The sequence below is a fragment of the Thermocrinis ruber genome, assembly GCF_000512735.1.
Lineage (GTDB): Bacteria > Aquificota > Aquificia > Aquificales > Aquificaceae > Thermocrinis > Thermocrinis ruber.
In genome coordinates, this window is sequence record NZ_CP007028.1 from 797,593 (window position 1) to 819,536 (window position 21,944).

23 protein-coding genes, 1 tRNA gene and 1 CRISPR repeat array are annotated in these 21,944 nt (G+C 41.5%); of the genes, 19 read left to right on the forward strand and 5 right to left on the reverse strand.

Features of this window, described 5'->3' with window-relative positions; all coding sequences use genetic code 11:
* Positions 1–49 precede the first annotated feature (49 nt).
* The 7 genes from cas7i to cas6 are packed head-to-tail and all read left to right on the forward strand — an operon-like array spanning position 50 to position 7,871.
* Complete coding sequence (gene cas7i / locus THERU_RS04365; protein WP_245565790.1) at positions 50–1,096, forward strand: type I-B CRISPR-associated protein Cas7/Cst2/DevR; 1,047 nt, start codon at positions 50–52, stop codon at positions 1,094–1,096.
* Positions 1,077–3,230 (forward strand): type I-B CRISPR-associated protein Cas5b, encoded by a 2,154-nt coding sequence (gene cas5b / locus THERU_RS08465; protein WP_025306061.1) that lies wholly within the window; start codon positions 1,077–1,079, stop codon positions 3,228–3,230. The genes cas7i and cas5b overlap by 20 nt, the downstream gene beginning before the upstream one ends.
* Positions 3,205–5,412, forward strand: coding sequence for a CRISPR-associated helicase/endonuclease Cas3 (locus THERU_RS04375; RefSeq protein WP_025306062.1), 2,208 nt, complete (start codon positions 3,205–3,207; stop codon positions 5,410–5,412). The genes cas5b and THERU_RS04375 overlap by 26 nt, the downstream gene beginning before the upstream one ends.
* Position 5,413: 1 nt before the next feature.
* On the forward strand, positions 5,414–5,923 hold the full coding sequence (cas4, locus tag THERU_RS04380) for a CRISPR-associated protein Cas4 (RefSeq protein WP_025306063.1): 510 nt from the start codon (positions 5,414–5,416) through the stop codon (positions 5,921–5,923).
* Complete coding sequence (gene cas1b / locus THERU_RS04385) at positions 5,916–6,869, forward strand: type I-B CRISPR-associated endonuclease Cas1b (RefSeq protein WP_025306064.1); 954 nt, start codon at positions 5,916–5,918, stop codon at positions 6,867–6,869. Before cas4 ends, cas1b begins: the two co-directional genes overlap by 8 nt.
* Complete coding sequence (gene cas2 / locus THERU_RS04390; RefSeq protein WP_025306065.1) at positions 6,866–7,147, forward strand: CRISPR-associated endonuclease Cas2; 282 nt, start codon at positions 6,866–6,868, stop codon at positions 7,145–7,147. The genes cas1b and cas2 overlap by 4 nt, the downstream gene beginning before the upstream one ends.
* 7 nt (positions 7,148–7,154) lie before the next feature.
* Positions 7,155–7,871 carry a CRISPR-associated endoribonuclease Cas6 gene (gene cas6 / locus THERU_RS04395; protein ID WP_038532116.1) on the forward strand — a complete coding sequence of 239 codons (717 nt, stop codon included), beginning with the start codon at positions 7,155–7,157 and terminating at the stop codon, positions 7,869–7,871.
* A gap of 94 nt (positions 7,872–7,965) precedes the next feature.
* On the opposite strand, the gene THERU_RS04400 is transcribed toward cas6, so the two are convergent.
* On the reverse strand, positions 7,966–8,157 hold the full coding sequence (locus THERU_RS04400) for a hypothetical protein (protein ID WP_025306066.1): 192 nt from the start codon (positions 8,155–8,157) through the stop codon (positions 7,966–7,968).
* Positions 8,158–8,390: 233 nt separating this feature from the next.
* Positions 8,391–9,551: direct repeats of the CRISPR family, unit length 29 nt; unit sequence GTTCCTAATGTACTGTGTGGAGTTGAAAG.
* Positions 9,552–10,002: 451 nt separating this feature from the next.
* Between THERU_RS04400 and THERU_RS04405 the strand changes: the two genes are divergently transcribed.
* Genes THERU_RS04405 through infC form a run of 6 tightly spaced genes read left to right on the forward strand, consistent with a single transcriptional unit; the run spans position 10,003 to position 14,098 of the window.
* Positions 10,003–10,320, forward strand: a complete 318-nt coding sequence (locus tag THERU_RS04405; protein ID WP_025306068.1) for a hypothetical protein — start codon at positions 10,003–10,005, stop codon at positions 10,318–10,320.
* A complete protein-coding gene (panB, locus tag THERU_RS04410; protein WP_025306069.1) occupies positions 10,320–11,114 on the forward strand; it encodes a 3-methyl-2-oxobutanoate hydroxymethyltransferase in 795 nt (264 codons plus the stop codon). Before THERU_RS04405 ends, panB begins: the two co-directional genes overlap by 1 nt.
* Positions 11,107–12,807 carry a GspE/PulE family protein gene (locus THERU_RS04415; protein WP_025306070.1) on the forward strand — a complete coding sequence of 567 codons (1,701 nt, stop codon included), beginning with the start codon at positions 11,107–11,109 and terminating at the stop codon, positions 12,805–12,807. Before panB ends, THERU_RS04415 begins: the two co-directional genes overlap by 8 nt.
* The gene (locus tag THERU_RS04420) at positions 12,804–13,184 is read left to right on the forward strand and encodes an acyl-CoA thioesterase (protein WP_025306071.1); all 381 of its coding nucleotides are present in this window, start codon (positions 12,804–12,806) and stop codon (positions 13,182–13,184) included. The genes THERU_RS04415 and THERU_RS04420 overlap by 4 nt, the downstream gene beginning before the upstream one ends.
* Positions 13,177–13,596 (forward strand): hypothetical protein, encoded by a 420-nt coding sequence (locus THERU_RS04425; protein ID WP_025306072.1) that lies wholly within the window; start codon positions 13,177–13,179, stop codon positions 13,594–13,596. Before THERU_RS04420 ends, THERU_RS04425 begins: the two co-directional genes overlap by 8 nt.
* Entirely contained in the window at positions 13,586–14,098 is a 513-nt protein-coding gene (gene infC, locus THERU_RS04430; RefSeq protein WP_038532119.1) for a translation initiation factor IF-3, read from the forward strand. Before THERU_RS04425 ends, infC begins: the two co-directional genes overlap by 11 nt.
* 5 nt (positions 14,099–14,103) lie before the next feature.
* Here the strand turns inward: infC and THERU_RS04435 are convergent.
* The 4 genes from THERU_RS04435 to rpmB all read right to left on the reverse strand — a co-directional run bounded on the left by THERU_RS04435 (position 14,104) and on the right by rpmB (position 16,290).
* A tRNA-Ala gene (locus THERU_RS04435) sits at positions 14,104–14,178 on the reverse strand.
* Between the two features lie 22 nt (positions 14,179–14,200).
* Entirely contained in the window at positions 14,201–14,938 is a 738-nt protein-coding gene (locus THERU_RS04440) for an ABC transporter permease (protein WP_025306074.1), read from the reverse strand.
* Positions 14,922–16,085, reverse strand: a complete 1,164-nt coding sequence (aroC, locus tag THERU_RS04445) for a chorismate synthase (RefSeq protein ID WP_025306075.1) — start codon at positions 16,083–16,085, stop codon at positions 14,922–14,924. The genes THERU_RS04440 and aroC overlap by 17 nt, the downstream gene beginning before the upstream one ends.
* Before the next feature lie 4 nt (positions 16,086–16,089).
* Positions 16,090–16,290, reverse strand: a complete 201-nt coding sequence (gene rpmB / locus THERU_RS04450; RefSeq protein WP_025306076.1) for a 50S ribosomal protein L28 — start codon at positions 16,288–16,290, stop codon at positions 16,090–16,092.
* A 275-nt stretch (positions 16,291–16,565) separates the two neighbouring features.
* Here rpmB and THERU_RS04455 point away from each other — a divergent pair, with 275 nt between their 5' ends.
* The 6 genes from THERU_RS04455 (at position 16,566) to THERU_RS04485 (ending at position 21,944) form a co-directional block, all read left to right on the forward strand.
* Positions 16,566–17,144: an IS110 family transposase gene (locus tag THERU_RS04455; protein WP_025306077.1), complete on the forward strand. Its 579-nt coding sequence runs from the start codon at positions 16,566–16,568 to the stop codon at positions 17,142–17,144.
* A gap of 57 nt (positions 17,145–17,201) precedes the next feature.
* The gene (locus tag THERU_RS08560) at positions 17,202–18,074 is read left to right on the forward strand and encodes a hypothetical protein (protein ID WP_281168737.1); all 873 of its coding nucleotides are present in this window, start codon (positions 17,202–17,204) and stop codon (positions 18,072–18,074) included.
* A gap of 427 nt (positions 18,075–18,501) precedes the next feature.
* Positions 18,502–19,401, forward strand: coding sequence for a protoglobin domain-containing protein (locus tag THERU_RS04470; RefSeq protein WP_025306080.1), 900 nt, complete (start codon positions 18,502–18,504; stop codon positions 19,399–19,401).
* A 14-nt stretch (positions 19,402–19,415) separates the two neighbouring features.
* Complete coding sequence (gene gcvT, locus THERU_RS04475; RefSeq protein ID WP_025306081.1) at positions 19,416–20,438, forward strand: glycine cleavage system aminomethyltransferase GcvT; 1,023 nt, start codon at positions 19,416–19,418, stop codon at positions 20,436–20,438.
* Entirely contained in the window at positions 20,438–21,319 is an 882-nt protein-coding gene (tilS, locus tag THERU_RS04480) for a tRNA lysidine(34) synthetase TilS (RefSeq protein WP_038532125.1), read from the forward strand. The genes gcvT and tilS overlap by 1 nt, the downstream gene beginning before the upstream one ends.
* Before the next feature lie 10 nt (positions 21,320–21,329).
* Positions 21,330–21,944: a hypothetical protein gene (locus tag THERU_RS04485; protein WP_025306082.1), complete on the forward strand. Its 615-nt coding sequence runs from the start codon at positions 21,330–21,332 to the stop codon at positions 21,942–21,944.

Below are 21,944 nucleotides of genomic sequence, written 5' to 3' on the forward strand. Positions count from 1 at the left end.
GGTCTCGGGGAGTCATTATAATAAAGTAGGGAGGTGAAACATGAAAGGAATGCTAACACTAACTCTCATAACCCAGAGGGCTACAAGCCTAAACTACGGAGAAAACATAGGGAATGTATCTATCCTTAAAAAGCTTTCATTAGGAGACAATTCTCAGATTACCTATGTGTCCGACAAGGCACTCAAATACGACATAAGGAGAAAAGGTAAGGAAGAGAAAGGATGGAGACTTTTGGATGAGAAGGTGAAGGAGCTCATTGAAGGTTCAATTGTTCAGGTGCCTAAAGAAACAAAAGGTAAGAAAAAGAAATCAAAAGAATCCACGGAAACCGAAATGCAAGACGTTTTGGATGTTGATGAATTTGCAAAAAAATTAATACGTGAATACCAAGAGTTTGACTTGTTTGGAGGGCTTTTTACTAATCTCATAAGGGCAAATGGTGAAAGCATAGGACTATCTTACGGAGACAGCGTCAAAAGAACCGCACCCGTTAAAATCACCTACGCGTATTCCACCTCAAAATTCCAAGGAGACATGGACTTTATGAACAACATAGAAGCTTACAACAGATACATAAGGCATATAGAACAAAAAGACGCCCAAGTAATAACCCAATCCGAACAGCATACCGCACACTATTACTACACTATAGCCATAGACTTGGACAGAATAGGAGTATGGGAAACTGAAAATGGAACTGAGGAAGTGATTCCGGCAGAAGAAAAGGCAAAAAGAGTGAAGGACCTTTTGGACATAATAAGAACCCTTTCAAGGCAAATAAGAGGGAGATATGAAAATCTCTCTCCCATCTTTGTTATAGGTGGGATTTATAAAGTAAAAAATCCGTTCTTTATGGGATGCGTAAGTGCAAAAGAAACTGAGGACGGCAAACTGCTTTTAGACGTTAACAGACTTCTTGACTGCAAGGGAATAATACCTGAAGAGGAAAGAGCTAACACCCTTTGCGGATTGCTTTCTGGATTCTTTGCCAACGAGCAGGAGATAAGAGAAAAGCTAAATTGCAAGAGTGTAGAGGAGGTCTTTGAAGAGCTAAAGAACAAGGTGGGGGAGATCTATGGAGTGTCTAAGGGTTAAACTCTACACTCCCACGGGGATTTTCAAAAACCCTCTTTCCATAAAGGGTATAGAGATCTATCCGCTTCCGCCCTACTCCACCATAATAGGGCTGATTTACCGGGCGATGGGAAGAAAGTGGAACGGAGAGTATTTCCAAATCTCTATTCAAGGGGATTATCAAGCTATATACCGGGACTATGTGTGGTTTAAAAAACATAACTTCAAAGACAAAGAGCTTAGCAGACTCCCATTACAGGTTCCAATTCTCTATAACCTGTGGCTTTTGATCCACATAAAGGCAAGCGAAGAACTTTTGAATGAAATTGAGAACGGTTTAAAAGAGCCAAAGGAACTTCTCTTTCTGTCGGGAGGAGAGTATCCGGTGAAGGTGGAAGAGGTAAAAAGGGTAAAGTGCTTTGAAAAGCGTCTTTCTGAAGAAGAAACAATAACACTAAACTATAACGCATACATACCAAAGGAGTTTAAGGAAAAGATTAGCCTTTCAGGCACCGGTGAAGGAGTACTTTTTAGCCTCTCTTACTTTTACAAGAATTCCCAAAAGCCAAAAACCTACTCTTGGATTGATGCCTACTACCTTCAAAAGGGAACTGAAATTTGCGGTTCTTTAATCCTTGATGAAGATAACAATCCAGTTTTCTTGGCTGAGCCGACAACAAAGGAAATAAAAAAGTCTGAAGGAGAAGAATACGTTAGGTTTTATGCAGGAAATTGGCTTATGGCAAGTGCATGCGTGGGAGTTTTGAAGGTTTTGGAAAATGCAGGGGAGGATATAAAAAAATACGTGGAAGAGAGAACTCTAAAAATACCAAAAAGCTTGTGGGAAAATCTGCCTGAGCTTTACGCGGATTATCTTCTAAAGGACAAGGAAAGTGTTAAGAGATCGTTGGAAGATTCATACAGACAAAAGGCTGCTGATAGCAATCCATACAATACACTTATATACAGCAGATTAAGAGATTTTCATAGCAATAGCCCGTTTACAAACCAATCTCACGAATATATAAAAAGGCTTAAAGGGGTTTATTCAGAAAATCTTGAAGAAGTCTTGGGAAAAGTTAAAGAAAGCTTTTTAGAAGCCTACAAAAAACTACTCGCTACAACCAAAGACCTTTCAAGCATATGCTTTTTCTGTCATGAAAGACACGCCAAAAACTATGTAGATGCTACTACTTTTACTCCACTGTTTGCAAGCCTTGAAACAGTCAGAAACTTTATATGGGATCCAATACCCATATGTAAGGAGTGTGAATTTCTACTTTACTTTGCAAGTGCAGGATTTTACAGGTACGTAGGAAAGTATCTTTTCGTCTATGTTCCTGATGATCTTTTGGAAACTTACAGGCTAAACCTAATTTTAAGCACAGAAAAGGAGATAGAACAGGAAAAACTTAGTAAAGTATGGAGCGTTGTAAGGTATGTTTTAGACTTGGAAAAACAAAAGAGCAGTTGGGTTTTACAAAACATTTACTTTGTGGAGATAGAAATGGTGGGAGATGCTACTGCAAACATATACTCCTTTCATATAAGCCCAAACTTAGCCAAAGCCATCCGTAAACTGATAGACCATTATCCCAAAAACCTTCAAGACATCTTTTCTGAATTTCTTTTCTACATCTACACGGGGCGATCCCTTTATGAATTTCTATTTCTTATGCTGTCAGGATTTATCAGAAAGGAAAGTTATAAAAAATTACAAGGAGGAACCATTGAAAGCAAAATTTTGCAGGCTGGAAGAAATATGAAATACATAAGTCAAAATTTGCTTTTCTTTATAAACTTTCAGGAGGTGCTAAACATGAACGAGCAAAAAGGTTACATTGATCGGGCTTTTTGGGCAGGAAGAGAACTAAAGAAACTCTACAAAGAAAACGAAAGCACACAGAAAAAGCTTGAACCACTTACATACAGACTGCTTGAAGCTATAAGAAGAAAGGATAAAGAATACTTCATCCACAACCTGATAAGGGCATACCTTGAGGTGGAAAAAGAAATTCCTTATCTTTTCAAGGAAGCTTTGGATGACAAAAACTTTAGCATGATTGCCTACGCCTTTTTGATAGGACTAAACTCTGAGGAGAAAAACAAAGAAGAACAAGCTAACGATTATGGAGAAAATTCAGAATCTGCTTAAAGAACTTTGGGCAAAGGATGACGGAACCAACATAAGAGAGCACACAGATAAGCTTTTAGAAAACCTACAAAAACTCAGGGATCACTACAGAAAGGAAATAGAAGAGCTTATACCAAAGTGTCTTCCTGCTAAGCTAAAAGAAAAATTCTGGGAAATCTTAGAGCTTGCCTGTGAGTATCACGATTATGGCAAAATACACTGTAAATTTCAGGAAAAGCTTGGAAACAAAAGCGTAAAACCTATAAAGGGACTTCCGGAGGTAAGGCACAATCTTTTATCTCCTGTGTTTGTGAATGTGGAGGATGAACTTATCCGAAAAATTGTTAGGCTTTTGGTTTTGCACCATCATCCTGTGGAAGTGGAAGAGGTTTCTATAGAAAGTGTGGAAAGAGTGTTAAAAGAGGAGTTTAAATTTGAGAACAACCCTATAAGGTTTATGCTGAGAAAGAAGGAGGAGGATTATTTAAGGGACAATGTTGCAAAGATGTTTAAAATTCCCGTGGATGGGCTTATCCCATATTACCGCCTTTTAAAAGGACTACTTCTTCGTATAGACCATTCAAGCAGTTCAAAACATGCGCAGGACGTAGAGGATATACCGCCTGATGATACATTAAGCTTTGTGGATGAGTTTTTCAGACAAAAGGGTAGTTCTCCCAATCAGATGCAAACCTTTGTCCGAGAAAACAGAGACAAAAATCTTGTGATAATAGCACCAACAGGTGCAGGTAAGACGGAAGCGGGCTTTATCTATATTCAAAAGAAAGGCTTTTTTATGTTGCCTTACAGAGTTTCAGCCAATGGCATCTATATGAGGGCAGAGGGAATGTTTAGAAATTATGCAGGACTTTTACACTCAAGTGCCTTAAGCTACGTGTTTGAAAGGGAAGAAGACAGAGAGGACATCCAAAATAATCAAGAAGGCGTAGCTTTTCTTAACTACTTCCTTTCTCGCAACTTTGCCAAGCCCATAATCATATCCACTCCAGACCAACTTATGCACTTTGTTTTTAGGTATAAGGGCTTTGAAAAGTACTATGCAACTGCCCTTTACTCAAGGCTTGTGATTGATGAACTTCAATCCTACGACCCTATCACATTAGCTTTTATAGTGCAAGGTTTGGAGGTTTTAGCCCAAAATGGTGGAAAGTTTTTGGTTATGACAGCAACATTCCCTGAGTTTTTGAGGGAAAGGTTTGAAAGAATGGGAGTGGAGTTTAAAACTTTCAACACCCAGAAAAAACCATACCATCATGTTCAGGTTATAGACGATAGCATAGACAATTATGTGGAGAAAATGATAGAGCTTTCCCAGAAGGCTAAGGTGCTTGTGGTGGTAAACACTGTAAGAAAGGCAATAGAGTTAAAGAAAAAATTTAAAGAGGCTGGACTTCAAAACGTAAAGCTACTACACAGCAGGTTCATACTCAAAGACAGAAAGGAAAAGGAAAAAGAGATAATGAAATTCTTTAATAGCCAAGAAAAGGGCTTGTGGATTACCACTCAGCTTGCGGAGGTCTCTTTGGACCTTGATGCGGACTATCTTTTCACGGAACTTTCCACTGCGGACAGCTTGATACAGAGGATAGGAAGGTGCAACAGAAAAGGACAAAAACCAACCAATCAACCTAACGTGTTTATATTCACAAAAGACTGTTCAGGGGTGGGTCCTGTGTATTACAAACATCTGCACGAGAGCACTTTAAGGAACCTTAAAGACGGGCTGTGGGATTGGAATTTTAAATGGGATCTTGTGGAAAAGGTTTATTCAAAGTCCGCTTTGTATGGCACCAAATATTGGGAGAAGTTTAGAAAGGCAGAGAACTACATAAAGAGCCTTTGGGAGGGAGCGGATAGTCTTATAAGGAGCAAATCGGAGGCACAAGATCTTTTTAGGGATATAAACGCAGTGCAGGTTATTCCCGAAAAGTTTAGAGAAAAGGTAGAAAGCCTAATTCAAGAGTGGGAAAAGGCTAAGGGAGATTTCGTAAGGAGAGCAAAGCTTTTAAGCGACATCCTTGAATACAGCTTTTCTCTTCCCGCATGGTCTATTAGAGAGTTAGAAAAACAGAAGATCCACGATAGACTTGGCATATACTATATAGAGGGAGACTACAACGAAGACACGGGCTTTGTGCTAAAGCCTACCGCAGACACAGAGGAGGTGGAGAACATTATATAACATGGATCTAAGGGAGCTAAAATTCAGGGGTACACAGGTTGCCTATTATGTAGTTTGCCAAAGGAAACTCTGGCTTTTTACAAAAGGGATAAGCTTTGAAAAAGAATCTGAATATGTTCAACTTGGAAAACTTTTGGACGAGATTAGCTTTTCAAGAGAAAAAGGGGAAGAGTTTGCTTATGAACCCGTCAGCATAGACTTTTTTAGCACAGGTGAAGGTTTGGTGGTTCATGAGATAAAGCATTCATCCGCGTTGGAGCAGGCCCACATCCTTCAGGTGAAGTATTACATATACTACCTAAAAACAAAAGGAATAAAGGTCTCCCATGGAATAATTCACTATCCTAAACAGAAAAAGCTTTTAAAGGTTGAATTTGACGAGAAGGATGAGGAACTTATAAATGAAGTTGTCAGAAAGATGGATGAGGTTGTCAGAAAGGAGATACCACCAAAGGTTATAAATAAACCGTATTGCAAAAAGTGTGCCTACTGGGAATACTGCTATGGCTGAGATTTACTACATAACCACCAACGGCACCCTAAGAAGGGACGAAAACACCATAATGTTTGAAAGCGGAGAGATAAAAAAGAAAATACCCATAGAAAACACTTCCGAGCTTTTTATTGTGGCAGAGGTCAGCACCAACACCAAGTTCCTTAGCCTTTTGTCCCAAAATGGGATAATTGCCCACTTTTTTAACTATTATGGCTATTACATAGGGAGCTTTTATCCGAGGGAAGGCAACCCATCTGGACATGTTCTTATAAAGCAAGTAGAACATTATCTTGATAAAGAAAAAAGGCTTTACCTTGCCAAGACCTTTGTGCTTGGTTCCATCATAAACTCTGAAAAACTCTACCAAATAGACGCAAGCGAGCACTTGGAAAAACTAAAGCAGGCTTCCAACGTCCAGGAAGTTATGCAAGTGGAAGGGAGTTTTAGAAAGCTTTGCTACAAAGCCCTTGAAGAGCTAACAGGTTGGGAATTTGAAACAAGGACAAAAAGACCACCACAGAACCCTTTAAACGCATTAATTTCCTTTGGAAACTCCTTGGTTTATGCCAAAGTGCTTGGGGAAATATACCACACTCCTTTAAACTCAACAGTTAGCTATTTGCATGAACCGTCGGAAAAGAGGCATTCCCTTTGCTTGGATGTAGCAGAAGTCTTTAAGCCCATCCTAACGGAGGGCTTGATCCTTGAGCTTATAAGGTCGGGAACCATAACGGAAAATGACTTTTTGGAGGAGACAGAATATTGCTATCTAAATTTAGATGGACGGAGAAAATTCCTAAGAGCCTTTGACAACCTTTTAAAATCCACCGTGTACTACCCAAAGCTAAAGAGGAAAGTATCAATAAGAACACTGATTAGGCTTGAGCTTTATAAACTAGTAAAGCACCTGACGGAAAACGAGCCATACATACCTTTGAATTACCACAGCTTGAAGAAATGAGGGTAATACTCTTTTACGATATAGACACCACAGAAAAGGAAGGACAAAGAAGACTTCAGAGGGTTTTAAAAACCGCAAGAAAGTATTTAAACCATGTTCAAAAATCAGTATTTGAGGGAAATCTGAACATTTCGAGCATAGAAAGACTAAAACACGAAATGCTAAGAGTGGTAGATAAGGAAAAGGATTCCCTGATAATTTATATCCTTGATGACAATGCTAATTACAAAAGGGAAATATTAACAAACGTCAAAGACCCTACGGATAACCTGTTATGATAATCCCATGCGGTTTAAGGTGAAGCTTGTTAGGGCTGTGGAGGACAATTCTCCCATAAGCATAGACTACAGGAGAAGGTTCATATCCCTTTTAAAGAAGATCTTTGAAAAAGAATTTGACGAGGAAAGCCCAAAGCCCTACACCTTTGCGGTCTATCTTGGAAAAAACGCAAAGATACAAGGAGAGTACATACTGGGAGTGGAAAGTATAAACTTTAGGTTTTCTACAGGAGACCCACAGACAGCCATATCCTTTTACAACGGAGTTTTAAAACTCATCAAAGAAAACCATCTTCACAACATGAACCCAAAGCTTGAGAATGTGTATTTTAGAATCGTCAGTGTGAATATTGAAAAGGAGAACGAACCAACGGGCTTTTTTAAAACGCTTTCTCCTGTGGTGGTGGAAAGGTCAACAAATTCAAAAAATCCCGAAGAAAAATACGCCACTCCGAGGGACAAAGATTTTAAATGGTGGCTATTAGAAAACACACAGAAACGCTACAGGGCTTTGGTAGGAGAAGATTTAAATGTAAAAATCCTTGAGATTGAGCCAATAAGCGTAAAGGAAGAGTTCATAAAGCACTACGGTGGTTATGTTAGGAGCTTTTTGGGAAGGTTCAGGCTTCACACAGAAAGCAAGGAGCTTTTAAGGTTTGTCTATCAGTATGGCTTGGGCGTCAGAACCGGGCAGGGCTTTGGCTACTTGGAAACCTTAGACTGAAAGTGTGTTATGATTTTCTTGCCTCGTTGGGGAACTGAGGGTTCCGCAAGGACCCTTGTCAACTTGGCAACTGAATAAGGAGGGTGTAGTCTTCCTAAATGAGATAGTCCTCTGCATTTACAACTCCACCGTATTTTTGCTTGTATTCTTCCAACTCCTTCAGCTTTTGGACAATGAGTTCTCCCATGGACATTTTCTTGGTTATGGCTTCTATGCGTAGGGCTTGATGTACATCGGAAGGTAGCAAAATTGTGGTTTTTACCACTTTCTTCTTTTTGCGTCCCATAGGTTTTAATTATATACTCTCGCCGTAAAACCGTAAAGCCGTAATTATGTAATGCCGTAATGCCGTAATTATGGTCAGTGGCGGAAAGCGTTGGGAGACAAGAGTTTAAATTTGACAATAACATACTCAACTTTGCATGATCTCGGATTTCGGAAAATTAACTTCATTTGAAAGGGGTGCCCTCTTGACAAAATTATTGATATGTCTTATCTTAGTTAATGTGGTCGTTTGGGGTTCCTAATGTACTGTGTGGAGTTGAAAGTAGAGGGGAACACTTACCCCCTCGGCGGGCATATCCAGTTCCTAATGTACTGTGTGGAGTTGAAAGCGGTTTCTCCAGCCACGCCGAATTGCTTTAGGGTTCGTTCCTAATGTACTGTGTGGAGTTGAAAGCCACTTCAACCCTCTGCAGATCTGCGGATCGTAGGTGGTTCCTAATGTACTGTGTGGAGTTGAAAGAGCTTATAGCTTTGGTTTTCAGTAGTATAGCTAAAGGTTCCTAATGTACTGTGTGGAGTTGAAAGCAATTTTTTCAATTTTCAAGCGTAGGTCAAAAAGAAAGTTCCTAATGTACTGTGTGGAGTTGAAAGCCTCTTCAGTGAGGAAAGCAAGGTATTCCTTAAAGGGGTTCCTAATGTACTGTGTGGAGTTGAAAGAAGCACGAGTAAAATCAAAGCGACCTCCATAGCGGTCAAGGTCAATTAAAAGGTTCCTAATGTACTGTGTGGAGTTGAAAGAAGTCTTAACTATGTAGTCCCTCATAACCTCATCCTCCAGTTCCTAATGTACTGTGTGGAGTTGAAAGCTCTATCTCTCGTGCGTAGCCTTCCCAGACCTGAAGGTTCCTAATGTACTGTGTGGAGTTGAAAGAAATACCCACAAAAACGCCAAACTCTGAACCCTGAGGTTCCTAATGTACTGTGTGGAGTTGAAAGCAAAATAATATGGAGGTAAGGTTGTCCCTAAAGTCGTTCCTAATGTACTGTGTGGAGTTGAAAGCAAAATAATATGGAGGTAAGGTTGTCCCTAAAGTCGTTCCTAATGTACTGTGTGGAGTTGAAAGTAGCTTGCTGTGAAAAGTCCCAAAAGCGTTCCGACAGTTCCTAATGTACTGTGTGGAGTTGAAAGTGAAACGCCGACAGCTGGACACCATCAGAACGCCACCGTTCCTAATGTACTGTGTGGAGTTGAAAGCTCTGACTCGTTGGAAATTCTGGAAAGGATGTGGGCTAATGTTCCTAATGTACTGTGTGGAGTTGAAAGTTCTCCAGTTCGTTTTGGCATTTTGCAAGGAAAGAGGGTTCCTAATGTACTGTGTGGAGTTGAAAGCAGCTTATCCCTAAAAGCATAAGCAGGATACCAAGTGTTCCTAATGTACCGTGTGGAGTTGAAAGAAAGAGACAGCATACTATACAAGGACAATGTCTTTCTGTCTTTGGTAAAGAAAGAAGGACCTTTTGGTGTAAGTACTTTCTTAAAGGGAAGTATCACGCCGGGACTTAGGCTTGTGGAGATTAGATACGGATACATGGAAGTATTAGACATTGATAGAGCTAAAAGCAGTTGGAATTTACGAAAGAGCCATATTCTATGGAGTTGAATACATATACACAGATAAGTTAATCTAGAAACTTTTTAGTCTTCTAAGGCGTGTCATACCAAACTTTGTGGAGTTTTACAGATTTCCTCCCGGCAAGCTTCATGGTGTAGCGGTCAGAGTTGAGTTTTAAAATGAGGTTTAAAAGGTGTCCCAGTGGAAAATTTTAAAACAGCCTACCTCTATATCTTGGTATAATAAAGAAAGGTTGCAGTTGTCAATAAGAAGAAACCTAGAGGAGGAGTATAATGTCAAAGGAGTTTGAGCTTGGCATAGGGCTTTTGAAGAAAATATACACTGAACTGCAAGCCCTAAGCACAGCAGAAGATAAACGTCAAGTAAAGGAGTTGACGCAGGCTATTATAAACCCTCTGGTGGCAGGGGCTTATCAGATAAAGGTAGGAGAAGGGCCTCAGAAGGACAAGCTTTTGGAGATTCTCTTTCCCTTGATAAGAGAACTTAGAGATATGCAAAACCTTGAATCCATCAGAGCTTTGGCTGGTGAGTTGGTCAATGCCTTGAACGCCATAGAAGCAGAGGTAGCTACACAAGAGGGTAGCAGTTAATGAAAACCACCATTCGGACCCTTTTCAATAAAAAGGAAAAAGGACAAAAGATCACCATGATCTCCACTTATGATTATCTGTCTGCTAAGCTGTGCGAACAGGTGGGTATAGATTGCATACTTGTAGGTGATTCTTTGGGTATGGTTTTTCAGGGGAAAGACTCCACCTTGGAGGTCACCGTAGAGGAAATGATCTATCACACAAAGGCAGTTAGAAGGGGTGCCAAGGAGAGCTTTATTATAGCAGATATGCCCTTTATGAGCTATCAAGTTAGCGTAGAAAAAGCCATCGAAAATTGCGGTAGGCTAATAAAGGAAGGTGGAGCCAACGCGGTTAAGTTGGAAGGAGGAGAAGAGATAGCGGATTTGGTTTATAAACTTGTACGTATAGGCATTCCGGTGGTTGGGCATCTAGGTTTTACTCCTCAGAAGATAAACACAATAGGAGGCTATAGGGTGGTTGGTAGGGAGGAGGAGGCAGAAAGAGTTAAGAAGGATTTTAAAATATTAGAAGAAGCGGGTGCATTTATGATAGTGCTTGAAGCAATGCCCACAGAGCTTGCTAAGGAGCTCACAGAATCCGCTAGATCTATAACAATAGGCATAGGGGCGGGGCCCTATTGCCACGGGCAAGTTCTCGTTTTTTACGACCTTGTGGGGTTAGTGGAAGATATAAAGCCAAAGTTTGTCAGGAGATACCTGAACTCCGCGGAGCTTTTTAGAAAGGCTTTGGAAGAGTTCAAAAGGGATGTAGAAAGTGGAAGCTTCCCTTCTGAAGAAGAAAGCTATGGATGAGGCAAAGCTCTTAGAGTTTCTCAGCAGGCTCGGATACATAACAAAAGACCAAGTCCAAAAAGCAATCTCTTCCAAAGAGAAGAATGAAGACATTATAACAACCCTTCTAAGACTTGGTTTTATGGATGATGAAAAACTTTTGGATTTTTACACAAAATATACACCACAAAAGCTGTGGAAAGGTGACTTGAAAAGCATAAACATACCCGCCGAGATCCTCAACAAAATACCTCAGGATATCCTAAAAAAGCATCTAATTGCGCCAGTTTCTTACCAAGATGGCAAGCTAACTATAGTCACGGTCAATCCTTTCAATCAATCTGCTATAAATGAGCTAAGATTTGCCAGCAAGATTGATAACATAGTATCCTACGCAGCGCCTAAAAAAACAATAGAAGATATACTAAACAGGCTATATCCACAAACACAGGACATACTTGAGGAAATCAGCGAGGTTAGCGAAATAGAGATAGAAACATCAGAATCAGAACTATCTTTGGATACTATAAGTAAAGAAGCTGGAGAAGCACCCATAGTCAGGCTTGCAAACTTTCTTATTATGGAGGCAGTAAATTTAGGTGCATCCGATATACACGTAGAGCCTCAGGAAAAAAAGCTAGTAGTCAGGTATAGGGTAGATGGTGTGCTAAGGATATTTCATGAGTTTCCCATAAATATCAAAGATGCACTTACTGCAAGGCTTAAGATAATGGCAAATCTGGATATTTCTGAGAGACGTAAGCCCCAGGATGGTAGGATAAGGGCAAAGATAGGTAATAAAAAGGTAGACCTAAGGGTTTCTACTGTTCCTGTAGTGTATGGTGAAAAGATAGTTATGAGAATACAGGAAGCAGAGAAATATTTAAGTGTGAGGTTGGAAGACCTTGGGTTTGAACCCGATGACCTTGAAAAGTTTAGAAAGGCAATCTGGACACCTTGGGGTATGATTTTAGTAACTGGTCCGACGGGTTCGGGAAAAACGACTACTTTGTACGCCGCTTTGATGGAACGTAACAAGCCCGATGTTAACATAATGACCGCAGAGGACCCGGTGGAGGTTTCTATCCCCGGATTAAATCAGGTGCAAGTTAATGAAAGGATAGGACTTACCTTTGCTACAGTTCTAAGAGCCTTCTTAAGACAGGACCCAGATATAATCCTCATAGGTGAGATAAGGGATACAGAAACAGCAGAGATAGGTATAAGAGCAGCCCTCACGGGTCATTTGGTTTTTTCTACCTTGCACACCAACGATGCTCCATCTTCCATAACAAGGCTTGTTGATATGGGTATAGAGCCCTTCTTAGTGGGTTCATCTATAATACTTGTTGTAGCACAAAGGTTAGTAAGAAAACTGTGTCCCAAGTGTAAGCTTGTAGATGATACTCCAAAAGAAGCTTTGGTTAGATTGGGAGTGTTGAAAAGCTTAGACGAGAATATAACCATATACAAGGCTAATCCAAAGGGGTGTGATGAATGTAAGGGAACTGGCTACAAAGGAAGAACCGCAGTTCATGAGATTTTAGAGGTGGACGAGGAAATGAGAAAGCTGATCGTTAGAGGTGCCACTGCCGAAGACATAAGAGAGCTTGCTAAAAGGAAGGGTATGCGTACCATCTATGAGGCGGGAATACTGAAGGTGCGTAGAGGAATAACAGATATAGCTGAAGTGGAGAGGGTTCTCGCAAAGTGATCTACAGAAGGAGGGTACAATTTTACGAAACGGATGCGCAGGGTGTTATGCATCATTCAAACTACTTCAGGCTCTTTGAAGAGGCCAGGGGCGAGCTACTCAGAAGTCTGGGAATTCCCTACTCCACACTGAGGGAAGAGGGCTATGAGGTGGTCCTTTTGGAGGCAGAGTGTAGGTTTAAAAAGCCTATCTTTTACGATGAAGAGGTGTGCGTGGAGATAAAATTGGATAGTATGGACAGGTATTTTTTCAGCTTTAGCTACCGGGTGTCTGTAGAGGACAGCCTAAGGGCGGAGGGAAGAACTAAGCACTGCTTTGTTAAAGGGGGCAGACTAACATCTATTCCCAAAAAGGTAAGGGAACTTTTTGATGTTTGAAAGGCTTATCCTTTCCCTTTACACAGGTACGCTGTTTTCCATAGTCTTTTTGGTAGCACCCATTCTTTTGCGGACCGAAAAGGACAAAAACCTTGCGGGTAGATTTTATGGAAGGATTCTCTGGAGGTTTTATAAACTTGCATTTTTTACGCTTTTGTTTTATCTTTTAATAGCTGATGAAAAAGTATATGCGCTCCTGCTTATGGTTGGTCTGGCGTTGAACGTAGGGCTGTCTTTCTACCTAAAAAATCTCAAAAGGGAGTTGGGGGATATAGACCAGATTGATTACAATCATCCCAAGAGAATTAAGTTCAGAAGACTTTCTTTGTTATCCACAGCCCTTCTATTTATAAACTTTTTGCTTTCAACTTTCATTCTAATAAAAACTTTTGGAGGTGCAGATGGAGTATAGGATAAACAGGCAAATAAGGGCAAAAGAAGTTAGGCTTATTGACCAAGACGGAAAGCAGATAGGCATAGTACCGCTTCAAGAGGCTTTAAGAATTGCAGAGGAGAGAGGGTTGGACCTGGTGGAAGTAGCCCCAAACGCCAACCCTCCCGTTTGTAAGCTATTAGATTACGGAAAGTTTTTGTATGAACTAAAAAAGAAAGAGAAGGAGGCAAGGAAGAAACAAAGGGAACACTCTATGGAAGTAAAGGATATTAATCTTTCCTTGCGTATTGATGAACACGACCTTAAGGTAAAACTAAAGCACATGAGAGAATTTTTGGAAGATGGGGACAAGGTGAGGGTTAGAATAAGGTTCAGGGGTAGAGAAAATGCCCATCCAGAACTGGGAGATAGATTGGTCAATAGGATTGTGGAGGAACTCTCAGACTGTGGGCAACTTGAGGGACCACCAAAAAAGGAAGGAAACTTTTTGACCTTTGCCCTTTTGCCAAAAAAGAAGTAGTTTTTTGGTGGAGCGGAGGGGATTTGAACCCCCGACCTCCTACACGCCAAGCAGGCGCTCTCCCACTGAGCTACCGCCCCTCTATACAGAAAAATAATTATATCAAAAGATTATCGCTGTCAAGAAGTAGTCGGATATTAGCACCAACATAGAGGATGCAACCACACTGTTTGTAGTGGCTCTCCCAACACCCTCGGTGCCACCCCTTGTGTAAAAGCCAAAATAACAGCTAACCGCGGTGATGATAAAACCAAAGAAGGTAGCCTTGTATAGTCCGCCTAAGAAGTCATGCAGTTCAGTAAGGTCCTTCATCTTTTCCCAGAATAGATATTCGTTAACTCCAAAGAGCTTTACCGCCACAAACCATCCACCAAAGATACCCGCTATGTTGGACAAAACGGTTAGCATTGGAACGCCAAGCGTTCCAGCCACTATTCGGGGTGTGATAAGATAGCTCCGAGGGTCTATACCCATTACCTCTAAGGCGTCTATCTGTTCTGTTATGCGCATGGTTCCTATCTGAGCGGTCATAGCAGAGCCAACACGTGCAACCACCATAAGGGCGGTAAGCACAGGGGCAAGCTCTCTACCCATAGAGAGGGCCACCACTGCCCCTATTAGAAATTCTGCGTTGAACCTGTGAAAGGTGCTGTAGGTTTGCAAAGCTATAACTCCACCACTAAACAGAGAAGTTATTAGCACCACTGGGGTGGTTTCTGCCCCCAAGTAGGTGAGCTGTTTTATAAAGTGGGTCAATCTTGGAGGATTTTTAAACAGAAAAAATATAGCCCAGAGGGTTAGAAGGGTCGCCTTGCCTATTTCTTCAAAAACTTTTAACATGTTCTAAGTAAATTCTGTACCTTTCCTTTACCTCTTCCATAAAGTCTCCGCCCAACTTTTCAAGAAAGGCATCTGCTAAGACTAAAGCTAAGGCGGATTCACCCACCACCGACGCAGCAGGTACTGCCACCACATCTGTTCTCTCCTTTCCCGCTCTTACTTCCTCTTTTGTTAAAACATCCACGCTCCTAAGAGGTTTGGTTAGGGTGGGTATGGGTTTCATGGCACATCGTACTATTATAGGCATACCGTTGGTTATACCTCCCTCCAAACCTCCCAAGTTGTTGGAATACCTAAAGTATCCTTCGCCCTCTCTGTAACCGATCTCATCATGGACCTCAGAGCCAAACCTTTTGGCTGCCTCAAAGCCGAGCCCTATTTCCACCCCCTTTATAGCCTGAATGCTCATCATGGCCTGGGCTATCCTTCCGTCCAGCTTTCTATCCCAATGCACATGACTGCCAAGCCCAGGGGGCACACCAACCGCAAAAACTTCAAAAACACCCCCTAAGCTTTCACCCATTTCCTTTGCCCTATCTATCAATTCCATAAACTCCTTATCTTTGCTTGGATCTGGAAATCTAACCTCCGACTGTTCCGCCAATTGATGCCTCTTTATTAAGTCCTGCTCTTCTATAGGAGGACACAATGGACCTATGCTAACTACATAGCTTCCCACAAATACTCCAAGCTCTTCCAAGAATCTCTTGCACACCGCTCCCAAGGCAACCCTACAGGCAGTCTCTCGGGCAGAGGCCCTCTCAAGTATATTCCTAAGGTCCCGCTGGTTGTACTTTATACCACCCGCAAGGTCTGCATGCCCCGGTCTTGGTCTTGTGAAGGGAACTGCTGTTTCCGGTCTTTCCCCCTCCACCGCCATCTTTTCTTTCCAGTTCTCCCAATCTTTGTTTTCAATGAAGAGAGCTATGGGACCACCGAGGGTTTTGCCAAACCTTACACCCGAAAGGATCTGGACCCTGTCCTTTTCTATCTTCATTCTGCCCCCTCTACCATAGCCCCTCTGTCTTCTTTCTAATTCCCTGTTTATATACTCGGAGGAGAGCTCCAAGTTGGCGGGTATACCCTCTATTATGCAGACTAAACCCCTGCCGTGAGACTCACCAGCAGTAAGAAATCTTATAGGCATCAGACTAAGAGAACTTTACTGCCTTAACTACCTTACCCGCCTTTAGACACTTAGTGCAAACATATATCCTTTTTACGGTGCCATCCTCAAGCACCGCTTTAACCCTATGAAGGTTAGCCTTAAAAAGTCTCGGGTTTCTCTCTCCGGAAAAGGTCACACTTCTTCCTACCTTGGTAGTCTTTCCGCAAACGTAACACTTCGCCATAGTTTTATAGATTATCTTACATCCTTTTAAAAAAGTCAAGCAGTCTAAAGAGCCTGTGTTAAACTTTTCCCAAGCAAGCTAAGGCTTGGCGGGGGTATAGATTATCCCGACTTCTATAGGCGGGAAGTGTTATAATCCCGACAAGCCTTAGCTTGCCGAGGGGGTAGTTTGTCCTTTTCAAAGCTTTTTGAGATTGAGTATCATTTGCAAGCGGTTTTTAAATCACTTGACTTTTTGGGTTAAATGCGGTATAAAAAGGGGAAGGAGGCGGGGCAATGAAGGAAAAAGTCTTAGGCTGTGATGTTAGCAAGGATTATATCATACTCCATGATGGAAATCAAGCATACAAGCTTAGCCTTGAAAACTTCAAAAGCCTTCAAAAGCTGGTAAATAACAGCATTGTGGTTTTAGAACAAACGGGTGCATACGGGCTTAGGTGGGGGCAAGTCTTAGAAGACTTGGGAGCAAAGGTCTATATTGCAGATGGCAAGGACTTTAAGAACTTCAAACTCTACCAAGCGGTAAGAAAGAAAGATGACTATACGGATGCATACTACCTTAGGCTTTTCTTTTTTGAAAGACCTAAAAGAGTTTGGCGGTTTAACAAAGAGTTAGCCCATCTTAGGGCTTTGATTAGGCAACATATGAGAAATGAAAAGGACATAACCAAGCATGCAAACAGATTAAGCCAGTATTTAGCGGTTATCTTTCCCACTAAAAATTACTGTGATTTGGACAGAAAGAAGTTTCTAAAAGCTTTGGATGAGATAGAACAAGAATTAAAGCAAACTCCACATGCATTAAGTGGCTTGGCTTTGATGGAACTAAACAAGCTTAGGGTTGTGTTGGATTGACATAGCAAACTTGAAGAAGAGATAACAAGCATAGCAAGGAACCATAAAGACTATGAAATTCTCAAGTCTTTTCATGGCTTGAACGATATTCTGATTGCTACCTTGATAGCTTATTACTGGGACATAGAACGGTTTAAGGATGTGGATAGTTTCATTGGCTATATGGTTATGGGTGCAAATCCTGAAGTTTCGGGAACTTCACTTAACAGAATGAAAACGGACAAGGCAAGGGCAGAAGTTAAGGGCAAGTTTTTTATGCTTTTCCTTCAATCCCACAAAGATAACAGTCCATACAAGCCATTAATTGACTTGCTTAGGTCAAGGCTTGGCGGTGGGAATAATCAAAAGAAAAGGTATATCAAGTTTTTAACTGACTTGCTGGAGCTTGTTTATTATGCTTTGAAGTATAGGCTAAGCTTTGACCAAGCGGTGGCTTGGAAAGTCAAGGAGTTAGAAAGGGAAAGGGCAAGGCTAAGAAACCAGTTAGAGAAAGCAAGGGAGCAAGGGAACCAAGAAAAGGCAAGTCTTTTAGGCTGGGAACATGAAAACATCACATTGAATAAACAAGCTTGGGAATTGGTTTTAAGCAAGGTGGGAAGGTGTGAAGATATTCCCGACAAGTCCCCAGAAGGAGCCAAGTCCGATGGCTTGGCTTTGGATGGGGGCTTGGCGGGGCATCTACCTTATTCTTCCACTTGCTTAGAACCAAGCCAAAGCTTGGAACCAAGCCAAAGCCAAAAGCCAAGCCAAAGCAAGGAACCAAACCAAAGCAAGGAACCAAACCAAGAACCAAACAAAGAACTAAGCCAAAGCTTGGAACCAAGCCAAACATTAAGCCAAGAACCAAGCCAAGAGATAGGTCAAGGCTTGGAGTATGCTTTAGTTGGTGGTGGCGGTAAGAGAAAGAAAAGAAAGCGGTTAGAGAGTTAGCAAGGACAAGCAAGGCATAGGTGTTTAGCTTTGTGCTTGGTTAGGTACCAAGCAAATGGGCAAAGCTAAAAAGCAAGGCAAGGGGTAGGTCTATCTTAAGGTGCCAAACAAACAAGCAAGGGTTAAGTGCTTGCTTGATGCTGTGCGGTAGTGCTAAGCAAGGTGGATAAGCAAGGGTTTGGTCTATCTTACATCCAAACTTTGCCCCGCCAAGCCTTAGCTTGCTTGGGAAAAGTTTAACACAAGCTCTTTAGACTGCATCCAATAAGCAAAGTTTAGCTTGGTGCTTGGTAAAGAAAGGATAAAAAGCAAGGAGTAAGGAATAGAGATAATAAACTTAAACTGGATATACCTTATAACACTATACGAAGGCTGATAAACTGCCTCCATATTAAAGTCAATAATATAATCCTTAAACAGGAACACCATGGAAACCATAGAAGAGCTCAAAGTTCATTACAACTGGACTGAGGAGGACGAAGAGAACCTACGCAGGGTTGCTTGGATAGGTGAAAAATACAAGGAAGAGTTTGTAGAAGAATTTTACAGACACCTTGAAAATTTCCCGGATGCGAGCAAATATCTTTCCAGCAAAGAGATAAGGGATAGGCACAAAGAAAAAATAAAAAGATGGTTTGCATCCTTTTTCACTTCAAAGTATGATGCTCAATACCTAAAAGGACTATACCGTGTGGGAGAGGTTCATTTCAAGATAGGGCTCCCACCTCACTATGTGCAAGCATCCATGAACTTTGTAAGAAGTTATCTAATGAACATCATAAATAAAGAGATGGGAACCTCTGCAGAAACCAATAGAATACTGATCTCGATTAACAAGGCTTTAGACATAAACCTTGATGTAATGATCAATTCTTTCAGAGAGGAAGAGTTGCGCCTATATCATGCAATGGGAAAGTATCAAAAAATTCTGATAGAAAACGTTAAAAGGATATCGTGGTTTTTTGACTTTTTCATAGTTTTTACCCTGGCAGTGGTAGGTGTTTTTCTCATTGTTTGGATCATATACGAAATTTGGCTCATTCTCACGGGAGTGTTGCCTTTGGAAAGGGGTGGTTTGAGTGTGCTAGGTTCTATCTTAATCCTTTATGCAATCTCTGAGCTTCTTTCTGAGGAAATAAAACACATAAAAGGTTCTGCCCTTAGCTTAAAAGTATTTGTAGGCGTTGCCTTGGCGGCAGTCATAAGAAAGGTATTGATACTCTCTTTGTCTCCCGAGAAGGTTCAGGAGTTGATAACACTCTCTCTTGTGATTTTAGCCTTGGGGGTAGTATTTTGGCTCATATACAGAGTTGAATCAAAGCTTTAAAGTATAATTTTTCTATGAAAACCACACCTTTGCATCCTTTACACATCCAATTAAAGGCAAAATTTACAGAGTTTGCGGGATACCAAATGCCTTTGCAGTATTCCTCCATAGTAGAAGAGGTTATGGCGGTCAGGAGTTCTGCGGGACTTTTTGATATATCCCACATGGGAAGGCTTTGGGTTAAGGGAAAAGATGTAAAACAAAAGCTTGACTTTTTGACTACCAACTCCTTGGACAAGCTAAAATATGGTAAAGTGCAGTATAACTTATTGGTCAACGAGAGGGGAGGTGTAAAGGATGATATAACTGTTTATATGATGGGGGAGGGGGAATACTTTTTGTGTGTAAACAGCATAAACAGGGAGAAGGTTTTAAACTGGCTTGCCTCTTGGGGTCTAACTGTGGAAGATTGGACCTTTCAGAGTGTGCAAATAGCCCTTCAGGGCAAATCCGCAGAGGAAAAATTGAAGAAGTATTTTGACGTTAGTGGTTTGAAAAGATACAACTTCTTGACAGTTGGGAACGTAATAATTTCCCGTACAGGCTACACAGGAGAGGATGGCTTTGAAATTTACGCACCCATCAAAGAGGGCATTGAAATTTTTGAGGCCCTTTCAAAGGAGGTGCAAATCTGTGGACTTGGTGCAAGGGATGTTTTGAGGATAGAAGCTGGTATGCCTCTGTACGGACACGAACTTTCGGAGGATATCTCTCCTCTGATGGCAAGCTTAGACAGGTTTGTAAGCAGGGAAAAGGACTTTTTAGGAAAGGATGAGATGTTTTCAAAGGAGCCACAGAGAAAACTCTTTGGTCTGGAGTTGCAAGAAAAGGGTGTGCCTAGGGAAGGCTACCGAGTAGAGATAAACCGCAAAGAAATAGGTGTGGTCTCAAGCGGAACCTTTTCGCCCACCTTAAAAAAGGGCATAGCCCTCTGCTTTGTGGATAAGGAATATCTGCAAGAGGGCGCAGAGGTTGAGCTTATAATTAGGGAAAAGCCCGTAAGGGCAGTTCTAAGAAGGTATCCCTTCATAAGGTAATGGCATATCACAGCCTTCTGAGGAAGGTTATAACCCTACAGAGGAAGACAAAACTGATCCCTCCCAACAGTGCTATTCTTGTAGCTTTCTCCGGGGGCATAGACTCCTCCTCTTTAGCGGTAGCCCTGCAAAGGTTAAGAGAGCCCTTAAAGATCAAACGCTTAGCCCTTTTACACATAAACCATCTTTTGAGGGGAGAAGAATCTTACAGGGATGAGAACTTTACAAGAAGTTTCGCCCAAAAATACTCCTTAGAGCTCTTTGTGGAGAGGGTGGATGTGCCAAGCTTAGCCAAAAAAAAGGGAGGCAACATAGAGGCGGTCGCAAGGGAGGAAAGATACAGGCTCTTTGAGGAGGTGAGAAAGAGGGAAGGCTTTGACTTGGTAGCAACTGCCCATCACCTGGGGGACTTGGTGGAGACTATAATTCTTTGGCTCACACGGGGCACGGGGCTTGAGGGACTTTTGGGCTTTGAACCAATGGAAGGCAACATTATAAGACCTTTTTACCTTGCCACTCGGCAGGAGATAGAGGATTTTGCCAAAAAGCAAGCCATTGAGTGGGTGGAGGATTCCACCAACTATGACCTTTCTTTGGCAAGAAACAGAATAAGGCACAGGGTGGTGCCCGAGCTAAAGGCTATAAACCCAAACCTGGAAGAGAGCGTGCTTAGGATGAGGGAGATTTTAAAGGAGGAGAATGAACTTCTTGAGAAGTTAGTCCAGACTGCCCTTTTGAAGGTAAGGGAGGAAGGAAGGGAAGGCTTTTTAAAGTTGGAGCCAGCCCTCCAAAGGCGTGTGGTAATGAAGCTATACGGAGTAAAGAACTTCAAAGAGGTGAGCAGGATCATAAACAGGATAAAGAAGGGTGATAATATATAGCGTTTAAAGTATGTTAAACAGGGTCTTTAGAATCTTCAGAGAGAAGGGTGGAATACTCAAAGCCCTGGACCTTTGGGATTGGTATGAGTCTTTGGAGCCCAAGTGGCAAAAGAAGGTAAAGTATTACTTTTCTTTAAAAACCATAAAGAACTTGAACTTTCCTTACAAGGCTAAGCACTTTGACAGCGGAGATGTTCAAACTGCCTACACAAAGAGGACTTTTCTTGGGAGCTTAGCCCAAACCGCCCTTTTGGAGAAGGACTTTGAAACTGCCCACTGGCTCTATTGGGAAGCCCTAAAGCAAGAAGGCACACCCTACGAGGAACATCTGATCCTCAACGACCTTCTTTTGCTCTATCAAAAACTCAAAGACTTTGAGAAGATGGAGGAAGTTGCAAAAAGAGATGTGGAGCTATTTCCAGAGTATGCGGAAGAGCTAAAGGAAAGAAACGGTGGAAAACTGCCACAGATCAACTCCTTTGAGGTTTTGGTGTATCTTTACGAGCGAAAGGGTCTTTTTGAGGACGCCTTGGCACTGATAAAGAGAATAAAGGAGCTTGGCATTCCCTACCCACATGAGGAGGAAGTTCTAAAGAGAATTTCTGATAAAATAAACTCCCTTTGA